General features: G+C 72.8%; 11 protein-coding genes. 3 read left to right on the forward strand and 8 right to left on the reverse strand.

Annotated features, from left to right (window positions below):
* From CLV63_RS14685 to CLV63_RS14705, 5 genes are all read right to left on the reverse strand, one after another.
* Entirely contained in the window at positions 1-534 is a 534-nt protein-coding gene (locus CLV63_RS14685) for a hypothetical protein (RefSeq protein ID WP_106583564.1), read from the reverse strand.
* A 33-nt stretch (positions 535-567) separates the two neighbouring features.
* Positions 568-1,152, reverse strand: coding sequence for a TetR/AcrR family transcriptional regulator (locus CLV63_RS14690; RefSeq protein ID WP_106583565.1), 585 nt, complete (start codon positions 1,150-1,152; stop codon positions 568-570).
* Positions 1,153-1,266: 114 nt separating this feature from the next.
* Positions 1,267-3,369: a YhgE/Pip family protein gene (locus CLV63_RS14695; RefSeq protein WP_106583566.1), complete on the reverse strand. Its 2,103-nt coding sequence runs from the start codon at positions 3,367-3,369 to the stop codon at positions 1,267-1,269.
* Positions 3,366-4,172, reverse strand: coding sequence for an ATP-binding cassette domain-containing protein (locus tag CLV63_RS14700; RefSeq protein ID WP_106583567.1), 807 nt, complete (start codon positions 4,170-4,172; stop codon positions 3,366-3,368). The genes CLV63_RS14695 and CLV63_RS14700 overlap by 4 nt, the downstream gene beginning before the upstream one ends.
* Positions 4,173-4,535: 363 nt before the next feature.
* Positions 4,536-5,975 (reverse strand): GuaB1 family IMP dehydrogenase-related protein, encoded by a 1,440-nt coding sequence (locus CLV63_RS14705; protein ID WP_106583568.1) that lies wholly within the window; start codon positions 5,973-5,975, stop codon positions 4,536-4,538.
* A 242-nt stretch (positions 5,976-6,217) separates the two neighbouring features.
* Here CLV63_RS14705 and CLV63_RS14710 point away from each other — a divergent pair, with 242 nt between their 5' ends.
* The gene (locus tag CLV63_RS14710) at positions 6,218-7,237 is read left to right on the forward strand and encodes a CDP-alcohol phosphatidyltransferase family protein (protein WP_106583569.1); all 1,020 of its coding nucleotides are present in this window, start codon (positions 6,218-6,220) and stop codon (positions 7,235-7,237) included.
* 132 nt (positions 7,238-7,369) lie between these two features.
* Here CLV63_RS14710 and CLV63_RS14715 read toward each other — a convergent pair whose 3' ends face one another.
* Positions 7,370-8,461 carry an acyltransferase family protein gene (locus tag CLV63_RS14715; RefSeq protein ID WP_106583570.1) on the reverse strand — a complete coding sequence of 364 codons (1,092 nt, stop codon included), beginning with the start codon at positions 8,459-8,461 and terminating at the stop codon, positions 7,370-7,372.
* A 551-nt stretch (positions 8,462-9,012) separates the two neighbouring features.
* Here CLV63_RS14715 and CLV63_RS14720 point away from each other — a divergent pair.
* Both CLV63_RS14720 and CLV63_RS14725 read left to right on the forward strand, forming a co-directional pair.
* Complete coding sequence (locus CLV63_RS14720) at positions 9,013-10,815, forward strand: amidohydrolase (RefSeq protein WP_106583571.1); 1,803 nt, start codon at positions 9,013-9,015, stop codon at positions 10,813-10,815.
* Positions 10,816-10,854: 39 nt separating this feature from the next.
* Positions 10,855-11,655 carry a M48 family metallopeptidase gene (locus CLV63_RS14725; protein ID WP_106583572.1) on the forward strand — a complete coding sequence of 267 codons (801 nt, stop codon included), beginning with the start codon at positions 10,855-10,857 and terminating at the stop codon, positions 11,653-11,655.
* Positions 11,656-11,726: 71 nt separating this feature from the next.
* Here CLV63_RS14725 and CLV63_RS14730 read toward each other — a convergent pair whose 3' ends face one another.
* Together CLV63_RS14730 and CLV63_RS14735 are read right to left on the reverse strand one after the other, a co-directional pair.
* Entirely contained in the window at positions 11,727-12,665 is a 939-nt protein-coding gene (locus tag CLV63_RS14730) for a threonine ammonia-lyase (RefSeq protein ID WP_106583573.1), read from the reverse strand.
* Between the two features lie 68 nt (positions 12,666-12,733).
* Entirely contained in the window at positions 12,734-14,893 is a 2,160-nt protein-coding gene (locus CLV63_RS14735) for an elongation factor G-like protein EF-G2 (RefSeq protein ID WP_106583574.1), read from the reverse strand.
* Between the last annotated feature and the right edge of the window lie 192 nt (positions 14,894-15,085).

Genomic DNA, 15,085 nt, shown 5'->3' on the forward strand with positions numbered 1-15,085 from the left:
CTACCGGTGGGCCTGGTAGGCCGCCGACCAGTAGCGGCCGAGGCGGACGTAGACGCGCTGCACGCCGGGGGTCGAGACCAGGTCCTCCTCGATCGCGCAGTCGGGCGTGTCCGCCAGCGCGTGGGCGGTGAACGCGCTGAAGCGGCTCTGCGGCGGGTCGAACCTGAGGTAGTCCAGCACGGTGCGCGGGTCGCGCGGGTCGGGTCGGCTCTCCAGGGACGCCGTGCAGAACGTGGGCCGCAGCAGCCCGCCGGCGTCGAATCCCTCCCAGCCGTGGATGGCGAGCATGCACCAGGTGCCGTGCCCGCTGATGTGGGCGACGATCGCGCGGAGGTGCGCGGCCGCGGCGCGGATCAGCCGCCGGTTCCGCTCGGGCACGGGCAGGCCGTCGAGGAAGCCGAGCTGGTCGTAGCGCGCGTACAGCGGCGGCTCGTCGAAGGTGCTGAGGGGTTCGCGGAACGTGTCGAGCCGGTCGAGTCCCTGCTCGTGGAGGAGCCGCCGGAAGCCGGCGGCGATCGCTGCGTCGTCGTCCATGGGAGCGGCCGCCTCAGTGTCCAGGGTGCGGGTCTAGGGTGCGGCGATGAGGCCGTCGAGCATCCGCATCAGCGCGGCGTGGATCTCCTCCATCGGGCGGTCCGGTTGCAGGGTCCGCCAGTCCAGCGCGACGGTGAGGACCATGCCGAACAGCGCCGACCCGGCGATCCCGGTGTCCAGGGGCGGGTCCGCGCGGGGTTCGGCCGCCGCGAGGTCGGCCAGCAGGCCGGAGATGACGCCGATCGCGTCGGTGCGGATCTGCCGGACGGTGGCGTACCACGCCTGGTTGGTGCGCCACGCCTCCGCCATGAGGAGCCGCGCGAGGGCCTCGTGCTCGCCGATGAACGCCAGTTCGGCGCGCAGGACCGCGGCGAGCGCGTCGCGGGGCGGGCCGACGGCGGCCTCGTTCAGCCGCGCCGAGAGGCGCGACACGCCCCATTCGAGCAGCGCGGTGTACAGCTCGGTCTTGCCCGCGAAGTTGTAGTACACGGTGCCTTTGGCGACACCGGCGCGGTCGGCGATCTGCTCGACGGTCGTCGCGCCGAACCCCTGCTCGGACACGAGGGTGACGGCGGCCTCGAAGAGCCTCTGCCGGGTGGCTTCGCGGCGCGCGCTCACGCGCCCTCCTCACTGCGGGGCACTGGGCCGCCGGGTCGTTCGGGTGGCTGGTGCCGGGCGCGGGGCGCCGACCGTCCCATTATCGGCCGGGCCGCCGCTGGCGCGTCGGCGCGGTCACAGTGTGAGCGACGGGTGCAGGGCGCCCATCGTCCAGGTCCGCTTGCGCGCCACCGCCACCCAGGTGAGCAGCAGCGATCCGACCAGGTAGCAGCCGAGGACCCCGGCGGCCTGCCACACGACCGCCGTCTGCCCGCCGCTGATGAGGTGCCGCAGCGCCATGACGACCCAGTGCATCGGCAGGTAGGGGCCGATCGCCTGGAAGAACGGCGGGCTGGTCTCCAGCGGGTAGGTGCCGCCGGAGGAGGTGAGCTGGAGCATCAGCAGCACCAGGGCGATCACCCGGCCGGCCGCGCCGAACTGGGCGTTGAGCCAGTGCACGACCGAGGTGAACGCCGCCGCGGTGAGGACGAGCAGGCCGATGAGCCCGGCCCAGCGCTGGGCGTCGAGGCCCAGCCCGAACGACAGCGCGGTGAGCATCGCCGCGACCTGGGCGGCGCCGATGACCGCCGGCAGCAGCCAGCCGGCGAGGGTGACCCGCCAGGACGGTGCCGCTCCGGCGAGTGCGCGCCCCGACAGGGTCGGCAGCACCATGAACGTGACCATGGCGCCGACCCACAGCGACAGCGGGAGGAAGAACGGCGCGAACCCGGTCCCGTAGTTCGGTGCGGGGTTGGCGACGTCGTCGGCGAGCCGCACCGGGTCGCTCATCATGCCGCGGCTGGTGGACCGCTGGTCGGCGTCGTAGGTGGGGATCTGGTCGAGCCCGTCGTCCAGGCCGTCGGAGAGGTCGTGCGAGCCCTTCTTGAGGGTGCCCAGCCCGTCGTCGAGCTTGCCCGAGCCGTCGTGCAGGTCGCCGATGCCGTCGTCGAGGTCCTTGGACCCGGAGTAGGCGGTCTTGAGGCCGTCGCGGAGTTCCCGGTTGCCCTTGGCGAGGTCCTTGAGGCCGTCGTTGAGGTCGTGGACCTTCTTCTGGGCGCCCTCCAGGTCGTCCGCTGCGTCGGGCGCCTCCTTGGCGACGGCGCCGGCGAGCTTCTCGACCTTCGCGGCCTTGGTGCCGACGGTGCCGATCTGGTCCCGGTTGTCCTGCACGAAGTCGTTCAGGCGGGCGGCCTCGTCGGCGGTGCCGCGCGCGTCGGTGAGGATCTTGTACAGGGTCGGGTCCTCGGTCTCCAGGCCGGGATTGCGCTTCAGGTGGTCGTCGATCCGGTCGCGGACGCCGCCGGCGTGTTCCGCTGCGGCGCTGCTGTCCTCGGGGAGCTTGTCGAGCGCGTCGGAGAGGACGTCGGCGGCGTCGGCGATCGCGGTGGCGCCGGACTCGATGTCGGGGGCGTCGTCGCGGAGGGTGGGGATCGCGTCGTCGGCGATCGGGTCGAGTTTCTCGACGGCGTCGGAGACCTGCTTGGACGCCTTGGTGGCGCCGGTGGCGAGGCTCTTGGACCCGGAGTAGGACTCCTTGAGGCCGCCGCGGAGCTCAGAGGAGCCCTCTTTCGCGCCGCCGAGGCCGGTGTCGAGCCGGTGCGCCCCGGCCTTGGCGTCGTCGGCGCCGTCGGCGAGGTCGTGGGCGCCGTCGGCGGCCTTCTCCGTCTGGCCGTGGATGTCGTTGAAGCCGAGGAACATCTTGTCGAAGTAGTCGCTGCCCGCCGTCCGGCCGGCGGCGGTGCGGACGTCCTTGAACGCGGACCCGAGCAGTTCCCGCACGATGTAGGAGTTCGCGTCGTTGAACTGCGCTTCGAGCATGGCGGGGACGGGTTTCTCGGCGGCGCCGGAGGGCGAGGCGAGGTTCGCGCTGAAGTCCTCGGGGATGGTCAGGGCCACGTAGTAGCGGCCGTCGGCGACCCCTTCCGCCGCGTCGTCGGCGTCGGTGTCGCGCCAGTCCAGCCGGCCGTCCTCGTGCAGTTCCCGGACGAGGTCGTCGCCCGCGTGCAGGGTCTCGCCGTCGGCCCGGGCGGGCCGGTCCTCGTTGACCAGTGCCACGGGGAGCCGGTCCATGCGGCCGAACGGGTCCCAGAACGACCACAGGTACAGCCCCGAGTACAGCAGGGGGATGAGGGCGAGCGCCGCGAGTGCGGCGCACGGCAGTGGGGCGCGGAGGTAGGACAGGGCGGAGAGGAGGCCGACGCGGGCGGTGGGCAGGATCCGGATGCGCGGGATCTTCACGGTTTCCCCTTCCCTTCTCCGCCGGACCGGTCGGTGCGCAGCAGTTCGCTCAGCCGGGCCCGGCCGCCGGCGGCGCGGGTGCCCTTGGCCGCCGCGCGGCCCTTCGCGCGGCGGGCGCCCCGGCGGCGCCGGGGCCGGGACTCCTCGGCGGTCTCGGCGTCCCTGTGCAGCGGGACGGTGGCGGTGGGGTCGGGCGCGTGGGAGGTGTCGGCGCAGGCGGCGATGACGGTGAGGCCGGAGTCGGCGAGGTCGGCGAGGGTGCCCCAGAGGGCGGCCTGGTGTTCGGGGTCGAGTCCGGCGTCGACGTCGTCGACGAGGAGCAGCCGGGGCTCGTCGAGCAGGGCGAGGGCGATTCCGAGCCGGCGCCGTTCCGCGGTGGAGAGGTCACGGACGAGGCGCCGGGGATCGATGCCGTCGAGTCCGGCGGCGAGGAGCGCCGAGGCGCGCAGCGGGCGTGTGGCGGTGCGCAGCCGCAGGAGCAGGCGCTCGTTGAGCTGTTCGCGGACCCGCAGCCGCTCGTCGAGGTCGTTGACGCCCTCGCTGAGCCCGAGTGCGCTGATCCGCCGCACCTGGCGGGCCTTGGCGGGCAGGGCGTGGCCGTCGACGGTCAGCGACCCGGAGGTGGGGCGCATGCGCCCGGCGAGGGTGAGCAGCAGTGCGGTGCGCCCTTCGCCGGCGTCGGCGCGCAGCGCGGTGAGGGTCCCCGGGCGCGCGCTGAGGTCGACGCCGGTGTAGACCTGCCCTTCGCCGGTCCGCAGCGTCAGCCGCTCAGCGTCGACCCGGACCCCTGTCGCCCGCCGCATGCCCGCACCCCCGAACTCGTTTTTGCACTGACTGGTCAGTTCAAAAATAATCGTTGACCGGCCGTGCTTCGAGCCTTCGCAGACATGGCGTGGAACACAACGCGCCACGCGCCGGGTTGACCGCATGCGGACCGCGGCCCGACCCGGCGCGGAACCGGCGCGGGACAAGCACTGAACCGGCCCGACCCGGCGCGGAACCGGCACTGAACCGGCCACGGCAGCGGCATGCAGCAGGCTGGGAGGCAGGAGCGCAGGCAGGAGCAGGCAGGGAGCACGCGCGCTCCCGGGCATGCGAAAAGGGCCGGTCCGCGCCGTGTTCGGCGCGGACCGGCCCCGTGAACGCCCTGCGGCCGGGGTGCCCGGCTACCAGCTCGTCGGCACGGGCTGGCCCTCGCTGTACCCGGCGGCGCTCTGCACGCCCACGGTGGCCCGCTCGTGGAACTCCTCCAGGGTGGTGGCCCCCGCGTAGGTCATGGAGCTGCGGACGCCGGCGACGATCTCGTCGAGCAGGTCCTCGACGCTGGGCCGCTCGGGGTCGAGGTACATGCGCCCGGTGGAGATGCCCTCCTCGAACAGCGCCTTGCGGGCGCGCTCGAACGGGGTGTCGTCGGAGGTGCGCAGCCGCACCGCCCGCGCCGACGCCATGCCGAAGCTCTCCTTGTAGCGGCGGCCCTGCGGGTCGCGCAGCACGTCGCCGGGGGACTCGTAGGTCCCGGCGAACCAGGAGCCCACCATCACGTTGCTCGCACCGGCGGCGATGGCGAGGGCGACGTCGCGCGGGTGCCGCACGCCGCCGTCGGCCCACACCGACCCGCCGAGCTCGCGCGCCGCGGCGGCGCACTCCAGGACCGCGGAGAACTGCGGCCGGCCCACGGCGGTCATCATCCGCGTGGTGCACATGGCACCCGGCCCCACACCGACCTTGACGATGTCGGCCCCCGCCTCGATGAGGTCGCGGGTGCCCTCGGCGGTGACGATGTTGCCCGCGACGACCGGCACCGCGGGGTCGAGCGCGCGCACGCTGCGCAGCGCGCCGAGCATCTTCTCCTGGTGGCCGTGCGCGGTGTCGATGATGAGGACGTCGGCGCCGGCGTCGAGGAGCTGGGCCGCCTTGCCAGCGACGTCGCCGTTGACTCCGACGGCCGCGGCGACCCGCAGCCGGCCGGCGGGGTCGACGGCGGGGGTGTAGAGGGTGGACCGCAGCGCGCCGGTGCGGGTCAGCACGCCCACCAGCGCCCCTTCGGCGTCGACCACGGGCGCGAGGCGGTGCCGGAAGTCGTGCAGCGTGGTGAACGCCTCGTGCGGGTCGGTGCCGGCGGGGACGGTCAGTAGGTCCGTGGCCATGACCTCGCGGACCTGGGTGAACCGGTCGACGCCGCCGCAGTCGGCGTCGGTGACCACGCCGACGGGGCGGCGCTTCTCGTCGATGACGATGGCGGCGTTGTGCGCGCGCTTGGGCAGCAGGTTCAGCGCCTCGCCGACGGTCTGCCCGGGCGTGAGGGTGATGGGCGTGTCGTGGACGAGGTCGCGCCGCTTGGTCCAGGCGATGACGTCGGCCACCACATCGTGCGGGATGTCCTGCGGGATGACCGCGATCCCCCCGCGCCTGGCGATGGTCTCGGCCATGCGCCGCCCGGCGACGGCGGTCATGTTCGCCACTACGATGGGGATGGTGGTGCCGGTACCGTCGTGGGACGCGAGGTCCACGTCCAACCGCGACCCCACAGCGGAGCGCCGCGGGACCATGAACACGTCGCTGTAGGTCAGATCGTGGTCGGGTACCTGGTCGTTGAGAAAGCGCACGCGTCTACCTCGGTCGTTGCAATCGGGGTCCGGGCGGCGGCGCGGTACTCGCGCGGCGGTTCCGCTCCGGACCACTCGTACTGCTCAATTATGACCGCGCCGGTTGGGTCGCCCGACAGCAGTCTGGGATGATCCTCCGGCTACCACTCGAAACCCCCTCCCTAACGGAATCGTGGTCCTCCACCGCGTGGCGCGGCTCCGGCCTCCGCACGGCTCCCGCGGGGAGGCCCGCAGGAGAGCCGATGACGAGCTTCACACTCGCGGAGATCCGCGAGCGCACCTACAAGAAGCGCGACGCGTGGTGGACGGTGTTCCTCGTCGACCCCCTCGCCGCCCCACTGGTCAAGTGGACCGCGAACCGCACGAACATCACACCGAACCAGATCACGTTCGGCGCCGGTGTGCTCGGCGCCGGTTCGGCGGTCTGCTTCGCGCTGGGGTCGTGGCCGTGGCTGGTCGCCGGTGCGCTGCTGTTCCACCTCAGCTTCGTGCTGGACTGCATGGACGGCAAGATCGCCCGCCTCAAGGGCAACGGTTCGGTGTTCGGTGCCTGGGTCGACTTCATCTTCGACCGCATCCGCTTCTTCGGCTGCATGCTCGCGCTGCTCATCGGCCAGTGGGCCGCGACGGGCGAGGTGGTGTACCTGCTGCTGATGCCGGTCGTGACCTTCCTGGACCTGCTGCGCTACCTCAACGGCGCGCAGGTCGCGAAGACCCGGGCGAGCATGCGCGACAAGCTGCGCGCGGCGACGCTGGGGCAGACCGTCGACGCCGGTGTGGACGACCCGGAGAGCACCGAGGCCGCGAACGGCGGCGGTGCCGCCGCTGCCGCACCCGAGTCCGCCGACCCCGAGCCGGCGCCCGTGGTGTTCATGGAGGAGGTGCTGCGCGAGAACCCGGACCTGAGCGCCGAGGAGGTGCGCAGTTCCACCCAGGGCGCCCGCGTCATCGACGTGCACCAGGGATTCTCGGCGCGGTTCGGCTGGTACGACCGGCTGCGCGGCGCGCTGCTGCGCAGCCGGGTCCGGCCGCACCTGTTCAGCGGCATCGAGTTCGAGATGTTCGTCTGCGTGCTCGCGCCGCTGACCGCGGTCACCGCGGCGTTCAGCGCCCTGCCCAGCCTCATCGTCCCGGTCACCATCGCGTCGTGCGCGGCGCTGCTGGTGTTCGAGCTGGTGATCATCTACAAGCTGTGGCTGGCGACCCGCGACTTCGGCACGGAGCTGCGCCGCATCGAGGCGTCCCGCCCCACCGGGGCGTAAGAGAGGCGTCCCGCCCCACCGGGACGTAAGTAGCGCCGCGGGCCGCGCGGCGGCCCGCGGCGCACACGGCAAACGGCGGCGGCCGGGTGGTTCGACCACCCGGCCGCCGCCGTTTCAGTGCGGTACCGCCGTTCAACCGCCGGTGCGGCGCTCCACCCGGTCGGGGTCGCGGCGCAGGATCCAGTCGACGCGGGGTTCCACGGCCCAGCGGGTCGCGGCCCGCACCGGGGCGCTGCACAGCACGAAGGTCAGGGCGACGGCGAGCGCGCCGTTGAGGACGAACTCGGCGTGGGGGCCCATGTACGCGCCGGTGAGGTCGTACCAGCCGAACTGCTCGGCGATGCGGATGATCAGGCCGTGCAGCAGGAAGACGTACATGGTCAGCGCCCCGTACCTGGTGAACCAGGTGCTGCGGCGGGGGGTCAGGGACAGCAGCGCGGCGGTGAGGCAGAACGCCATGGCGAGGAACACCAGGCGCGCCGGGATGCCGATGGGCAGCAGCTCCATGTCGCGCTCGACGAGGCTTTCGCGCCAGTACACCCACTCGCGGCTGAGCTGCTCGAAGTAGATGTAGGACGCGGCGGCGGTGACCAGCACCACGGCCGCGGACCACACCTGGACCAGCTTGTTGTGCAGGAAGTCCAGGTGCTCCTGGCGGACGACCAGGCCGGCGACGAAGAACGGCAGCAGGCTGACGATCCGCGAGACGCCGAGGACCTCGCCGGTCTCGACGAACGCCGCGGCGAGCGAGACGACGATGGCGACGGCGAGGGGCCAGCGGATCCGCTTCCACAGCGGGACGGTCAGCCGCCACACGAACAGTGCGGCGAGGAACCAGGTGATCCACAGCGGTTCGAGCGGGCCGTCGGGCAGCTTGCGGTCGACGGCGACCGACTGGAGGGCGTAGAGCCCCCAGAAGATCAGGTACGGCGCCGCGACGGTCGTGAGCAGCTTGTCGACCCTGCGCGCGGAGCCGTCGAAGGACTTCGACAGGAATCCGCAGATCAGCACGAAGGCCGGCATGTGGAAGATGTAGATCCAGAAGTAGACCGCGTTGGCGATCCGGGTGTCGGTCACGGGTTCGATGGCGTGGCCGACGAAGACGAGCAGGATCAGCAGGAACTTCGCGTTGTCGAGCAGCGCGTCGCGCTTCGGGGCCCTCCCGGTCGCCCCGGACGGGGCACTGGGGGATGTCGAGTGGTCATATGTGGTGGTTGAGGCCACGTGGTCTCCGGGTCACCGATTCGGTCTACGGGAAGGTTTCGGTTCTACGGGAAGTCGGGGGCAGGTTCACCGCAGCGCGCTCCGCTCGACGCGGAAGGCGGTTCGCCGCGGGCTTGGGGCGCGATCGATCTGAATGAATGCCTGCGGACTCTGGGAGAACTCTCAGATTCTAACGCCCGGGTCAAAATCCGGCCATACCCAGGCCGGGATTTCGGCTGCGCCGGGTAATGGGGTTCGCACCGATGGTAGGGCGTCCCGAGGGGTGCCCGCACCCGGTTCGGCGGGAAAATCCCAGGCCCGCCCCTGGATTGCGGACGTGCGGCGGCCCGGTTCCGGTGGTCGCGGCGCCGCGCAGCAGGCCGGGGTGCGATCCGTCACGCCGTCCCGCGTGCACGATCCTTTAGGCTTCAAGTGCGCCCGGAACTCCCGACGCCGGAGCCGACCGGGGCCCGCCCCGGTCGCCCGACGGCCCGCCCGGCGGTTTCGGACCCCGAGGCCGCAGAGGAGTACCCGGACCCGTCCCGTCAGCAGGACCCATGTCAACGAAGGCGGTGGATGCAGTGCCGCACGCGGTCGATCCGCAGCGCGTCGCCGATCACGGAAGTGCGGTGATGCGGCTGGTCGAGGAGATCTTCCCGCTGGTCGAGGGCTTCTATGTGGACCTACACAAGAACCCGGAACTGTCGCACCAGGAGAAGCGCACCGCCAAGGCGGTCGCCGAATGGCTGTCGCGCGCCGGGTACGAGGTCGAGACCGGCATCGGCAGCACGGGTGTGGTCGGGGTCCTGCGCAACGGCGAAGGCCCCACGGTCCTGCTGCGCGCCGACATGGACGCGCTGCCCATGGCCGAGAAGACCGGGCTGCCCTACGCCAGCACGGCGCACGCCGTCGGCCCCGACGGCGCCGAGGTCCCGATCATGCACGCCTGCGGGCACGACGCGCACACCGCCTGCCTGGTGGGCGTCGCCGACCTCCTCTCGGAGTCGCGCGACCACTGGTCGGGCACGCTGATGATCGTGGCGCAGCCCGCGGAGGAGACCGTCGACGGCGCCTCCGGCATGCTCGCCGACGGCCTCTACGAGCGGTTCGGCCGCCCCGACATCGCGCTCGCCCAGCACCTGGGCCCGCAGCCGGCCGGGATGGTCGCGCACCGCGCCGGGGTCATGATGGCGGCGTCGACCACCCTGCACGTGCGCGTGTTCGGCACGGGGGGCCACGCGTCGCAGCCCGACACCACGGTCGACCCGGTGGTGCTCGGCGCGAACATCGTCACCCGCTTGCAGACCGTGGTGTCGCGCGAGACCAGCCCCAGCGAGATGGCCGTGGTGACCGTCGGCCGGTTCCAGGCGGGGTCCGCCGCGAACATCATCCCCGACGAGGCGTACCTGGAGATCAACACCCGGGCGCTGAACGACCACGTGGCGGGGCGGCTGCACGCCGCGATTGAGCGGATCGTGCGCGCCGAGGCCGCCGCGTCGGGCGCGCCGCGCGAGCCCGAGGTCACCGTCGTCCAGCAGACCGGCATCACCCGCAACTCCCCGCCCGACACCCGCTCGGTCGCGTCGGCCCACCGCGCCTACTTCGGCGACGGCTACGTGGTCGACCTGCCCGAGCCGTTCTCCGGCAGCGAGGACTTCGGCGAGTTCGGGCTGCCCGGCGACCCCAATCCGGTGCCGTACGTGTTCTGGTTCGTGGGCGCCACCCCGCACGACGTGTGGGAGGCCGCGCCCGGCGCGACCCCCTACGAGAAGCTGGCCGGGGTGCCGAGCAACCACTCCCCGTTCTTCGCACCCGACCGCGAGCCCACGCTGCGCGCCGGGCTCGGCGCGCTGACCATCGCGGCCCTCACCTACCTCGGCGCGGCCGCCAACGCCGCGGCGGAGACCCGGCAGGCCGAGCCGGCCGCCTTCGAACCCGTGCTGCCGGCCGCCGACACCGGCGGGTACCCCAGCGAGGCGCAGCACCCCGCCCCCGCCGCCCCCGCTGCTGTCCCCGCCGCTGAGGACCCCGCGGAGGACGAGGTCGAGTCCACCCAGGACGCCGACATGGCCGTGCTGCTCGCCGAGGAGGACGACGACGACTCCGGCCCGCGGCCCGGCGGCGGGTACGCCGGCTACGGCGGCCAGTGGGACTCCGGCGCCGCGGCGCCCGGCGGCCGGCCGGGATGGGACTCCGGCGCCGACCCCGCGGCGGAGCCCGGCGGACCGTTCCCCGAGCCGTCCGACGACGCGGGGTACGACCTCGCGCCGCCGCCCTACTCGCAGGGCGGCGGGTACCCGGCGGGTCCGCCGCAGGGGTCGCCGGTGTCCGCGCCGCCGCCCCCGGGGCCCGACGACCCGCCGTACCGCCTCTGAGGGCGCGCGGCCGACCGGTCCGCGCCCCACAATGGGCGCATGACGACGTTATGGGGCTGGGCCGACCGCCGGCAGCGCCGCGAGTTGCGGCACCCGTGGGAGGACCGGCTGCTCTGGGGCTGCGTCGCGGTCACCGTGCTCGCCGTGGTGGGGTCGGTCAGCAGGGCGGTGCAGGGCGAGTCGACCCAGCCGCTGTTCCTGCTGGCCGTGCCCGTGGCGGTGTTCTTCGCCCGCGGGCAGCTCTACGCGTCCCAGCGGGTGAACGGGGTGCGCATCGGCGAACGCCAGTTCCCCGCGGCGCACCGCATGGTGGTCGAGGCGGCGCGGCACTACGGGCTGCCCAAGGTCCCCGACGCCTACGTGGTGCTCGGCAACGGCCAGATCAACGCGTTGGCGTCGGGGCACGGCATGCGCCGGTTCGTGGCGATCAACAGCGACCTGTTCGAGGTGGGCGACCAGCTCGGCGACGAAGCGGCGCTCCGGTTCGTCATCGGGCACGAGGTCGGGCACATCGCGGCGGGGCACGCCTCGTTCTGGCGGCAGTTCGGGGTGTCGGTGGCGAATCTGGTGCCGGGGGTGGGGTCGTCGCTGAACCGGGCGCAGGAGTACACCGCCGACAACCACGCCTACCGGTTCTGCCCTGAGGGGATCGAGGGGCTGCGGGTGCTCGCCGCGGGGAAGTACCTGTACCCCCAGGTCGACTTCGCCGAGATCGCCGAGCGGGGCCGCGAGGAGCAGGGGTTCTTCGTCTGGTTGGTGAACCTGCTGTCGAGCCACCCTGTGAACGCGTGGCGGTTCGCGGCGCTCGCCGACCGCTCGCGGCCGGGGCGGGTGCTCTAGCGGGTGCTCTGGCAAGCGCTGTGGCCGGTGCGCCGGTGCGCCGGCGCGTCGAGGGCGCCGGCGCACCGCGGTCACAGTGACTTGATGAGGTCGGGTGCGAAGTTGTTGCCGGTGATGATGGTGGCGGCGCGGGCGCCGGGGATGTCGTGGACGCCGAGCGCGGCGACGCCGACGGCCGCGGCGGGTTCGGCGATGACGCCGAGTGTGTCGCGCAGGAGGCGCAGCGCGTCGAAGATCTGGTCCTCGTCGACGAGGACGACGTCGTCGACGACCTCGCGCATCCACTCGACGGCCTCGGGGACGGGCACGCGCACAGCGATGCCGTCGGCGCTGGTGCGCGCCGCGCCGGTCGACACCGGCGTGCCCGAACGCCAGCTGTGCGCCATGGCGGGGGCGCCGGCGGCGCACACGCCGACGACGCGGGTGCCGGGGGAGTAGGTCTTCAGCCACCTCCCGATCCCGGCGATGAGGGCGCCGTTGCCGACGGGCACGACGACGGTGTCGAGCTCCAGCGGGGCGAGTTCCACCCCGATGGTCCCGGCGCCCTCGGCGATCTGCGGTTCGCGGCCGTCCTCGACGAACACGCAGTCGTCGCGGCCCGCGGAGTAGTCGAGCGCGGCGCGCTTCGCGTCGTCGAAGTCCGCGCCACCGACGACGACGCGGGCGCCGAGCCCGCGCATGCGGGCGATCTTCGCGGGGTTGGCGTCGGCGGCGGTGAACACGCGCACCGACAGGCCGCGGGACCGGGCGACGTAGGCGAGGCCCTGCCCGAAGTTGCCGGCGGAGGCGCACACGACGGCGCGGGTCTCGCCGGTGTCGTCGAGCAGGAAATCGGCGCCCCTGCCCTTGAAGGAGCGGACGGGGTTGAGCGTCTCGAACTTGACGAAGGTCTGGCGGCCCAGGCGCCGGGACAGCGACTCGTCCTCGATCTGCGGTGTGTCGCGGAAGACGGGGTCGATGGTCCGGCTCGCGGCCTCGATCCGATCCAGGCGGAGGGTGTCGATCGGCATGAGGGCATGGTAAGTGGCGGATCGCCCGTTTCGCGGGCCGGGCGGCGGACCGGCCGTGCTCGGCGGGGTCACGCGTGCGCTTCGGCTGACTCGGCGAGCCGGTCGGCGATGTGCTGCGGCAGCGGCTCGTGCCGCAGGTAGGAGCGGCTGAACGTGCCCGTGCCGTGCGAGACGGAGCGCAGGTCGATGGCGTAGCGGGTGATCTCCAGTTGCGGGATCTCGGCGCGGATGAGGGTGCGCCCGCCGGGGACGGGCTCGGTGCCGATGACCCGCCCGCGCCGGGACGACAGGTCGCTCATGACCGCGCCCATGGAGGAGTCGGCGACCAGCACCGACACCGCGTCGACGGGTTCGAGCATGGCGAGGCGGCCGTTCTCGGCGGCGTCCTTCAGGGCGAGCCGGCCGGCCTTCTGGAACGCCATGTCGGAGGAGTCGACCGAGTGCGCCTTGCCGTCGTACAGGGTGACCCTGATGTCGACCATGGGGTAGCCGGCGTCGAGGCCCTGCGCCATCTGGCTGCGGATGCCCTTCTCGACCGACGGGATGTACTGGCGCGGCACCACGCCGCCGACGATCTTGTCGACGAACTCCAGCCCGGCGCCCGACGGGAGCGGTTCGACCTTGATGTGGCAGACACCGTACTCGCCGTGGCCGCCGCTCTGCTTGACGTTGCGGCCCATGCCCTGGCTGGGCACGGAGAACGTGGCGCGCAGCGGGATGCGGACGTCGTCGGTCTCGACGGTGACGCCGTAGCGGTTGGCGAGCCGGTCCAGTGCGACGTCGAGGTGGGCCTCGCCCATGCACCACGCCACCATCTGGTGGGTCTCGGGGTTCACCTCGACCTTCAGGGTGACGTCCTCCGAGGTGAGCCGCGAGACGGCCTGGGCGAGCTTGTCCTCGTCGGACTTCGACGCGGCGCGCAGCGCGACCGGCAGCAGCGGGTCGGGGAAGGTCCACGGCGGCATGCGCAGCGGGCGGTCCTTGTCGGAGAGCGTGTCGCCGGTCTCGGCCGCGGTGAGTTTCGCGACGGTGCAGATGTCGCCGGCGGTGACGGCCCCGCACGGGGTGCCGTTCTTGCCGAGCGGGATGGAGATCGCGCCGATGCGCTCGTCGACGTCGTGGTCGTCGTGCCCGCGGTCGGTGAGGCCGTGCCCGCTCACGTGCACCACGGCGTCGGGCCGCAGGGTGCCGGAGAACACCCGCACGACGCTCAGCCGGCCGACGTAGGGGTCGCTGACGGTCTTGACGACCTCGGCGAGCAGCGGGCCGTCGGGGTCGCAGGTGAGGCCGGTGACCGGCCGGTCGTCAACGGTGGCGACCGGCGGGAGCGGGCGCTCGGTGGGGTTCGGGCAGGCGCGGGGCAGCTCGTGCAGCAGTTCGTGGACGCCGACGCCGGTGGTCCCGGAGATTGCGAGGACGGGGAAGAAGCCGCCGCGGGCGACCGCCGCCTCCAGGTCGGCCACGAGCATGGCCGGGTCGAGGTCGGCGCCCTCCATGTAGCGCTCCATGAGGGTCTCGTCCTCGCTCTCCTGGATGACCCCCTCGATGAGGGAGGAGCGCAGCTCCTCGACCTCGGCGGCCAGGCCGTCGGGGAGCGGGGCCTCGACGCGTTCGCCGCCGGTGTAGTCGGCGTAGCCCTGGGAGAGCAGCCGCACGAGCCCGTGCACGGTCCGCTGGTCGCCGGACCCGGCGGCAACGGGGAAGTAGGCGGGCATGACGCCTTCGCCGAAAGCGACCTGGCACTGGGTGACGACGTCGGCGAAGTCGGCGCGGTGGTGGTCGATCTTGGTGATGGCGACGGCGCGCGGCATGCCGACGGCGGCGCACTCCTCCCACAGGATCTGGGTGCGCGCGTCGATGGGGTCGACGGCGGACACGACGAACAGGGCGGCGTCGGCGGCGCGCAGCCCGGCGCGCAGGTCGCCGACGTAGTCGGCGTAGCCGGGGGTGTCGATCAGGTTGACCTTCACGCCGTCGACCATGACGGGCGCGACGGAGAGGTTGACGGAGCGCTTCTGCCGCGCCTCGACGTCGTCGTGGTCGCTGACGGTCGTGCCGTCCTCGACCCGGCCGACGCGGGTCGTGGCGCCCGCGGTGTGCAGGAGGGATTCGAGCAGGGTGGTCTTCCCTGCCCCGGAATGGCCGATCAGCACCACGTTGCGGATGTCCGCGGGCCGGTCGGCCCTTGGTGCCCTGCCGCTGGTCGATGGACCGGATCTGTCCGCCATGCTTGCCCAACTCCTTCGTCCGCCGGGCGCGGTGGCATCGCGCGCTCGCGGTCGGGCGGCAGTCGCCTGCGCTCGGCGGATTCGCTCGCCTGCCTATGGGACGGTCGCGCGCCAGTGTGACGCGCGACACTTCCTACCGTCACCCGCGCCGCCGGATATCACAAGGGGTGACGGCGGGTTCGGCGGAACCGA

The sequence above is a fragment of the Murinocardiopsis flavida genome (genome assembly GCF_003014485.1).
GTDB lineage: Bacteria > Actinomycetota > Actinomycetes > Streptosporangiales > Streptosporangiaceae > Murinocardiopsis > Murinocardiopsis flavida.

Coding starts and splice junctions, on each gene's coding strand:
- CLV63_RS14685 (WP_106583564.1), bottom strand. CDS start 534: ATGGACGACGACGCAGCGATCGCCGCCGGCTTCCGGCGGCTCCTCCAC.
- CLV63_RS14710 (WP_106583569.1), top strand. CDS start 6,218: ATGACGAGCTTCACACTCGCGGAGATCCGCGAGCGCACCTACAAGAAG.
- CLV63_RS14735 (WP_106583574.1), bottom strand. CDS start 14,893: ATGGCGGACAGATCCGGTCCATCGACCAGCGGCAGGGCACCAAGGGCC.
- CLV63_RS14725 (WP_106583572.1), top strand. CDS start 10,855: ATGACGACGTTATGGGGCTGGGCCGACCGCCGGCAGCGCCGCGAGTTG.
- CLV63_RS14730 (WP_106583573.1), bottom strand. CDS start 12,665: ATGCCGATCGACACCCTCCGCCTGGATCGGATCGAGGCCGCGAGCCGG.
- CLV63_RS14700 (WP_106583567.1), bottom strand. CDS start 4,172: ATGCGGCGGGCGACAGGGGTCCGGGTCGACGCTGAGCGGCTGACGCTG.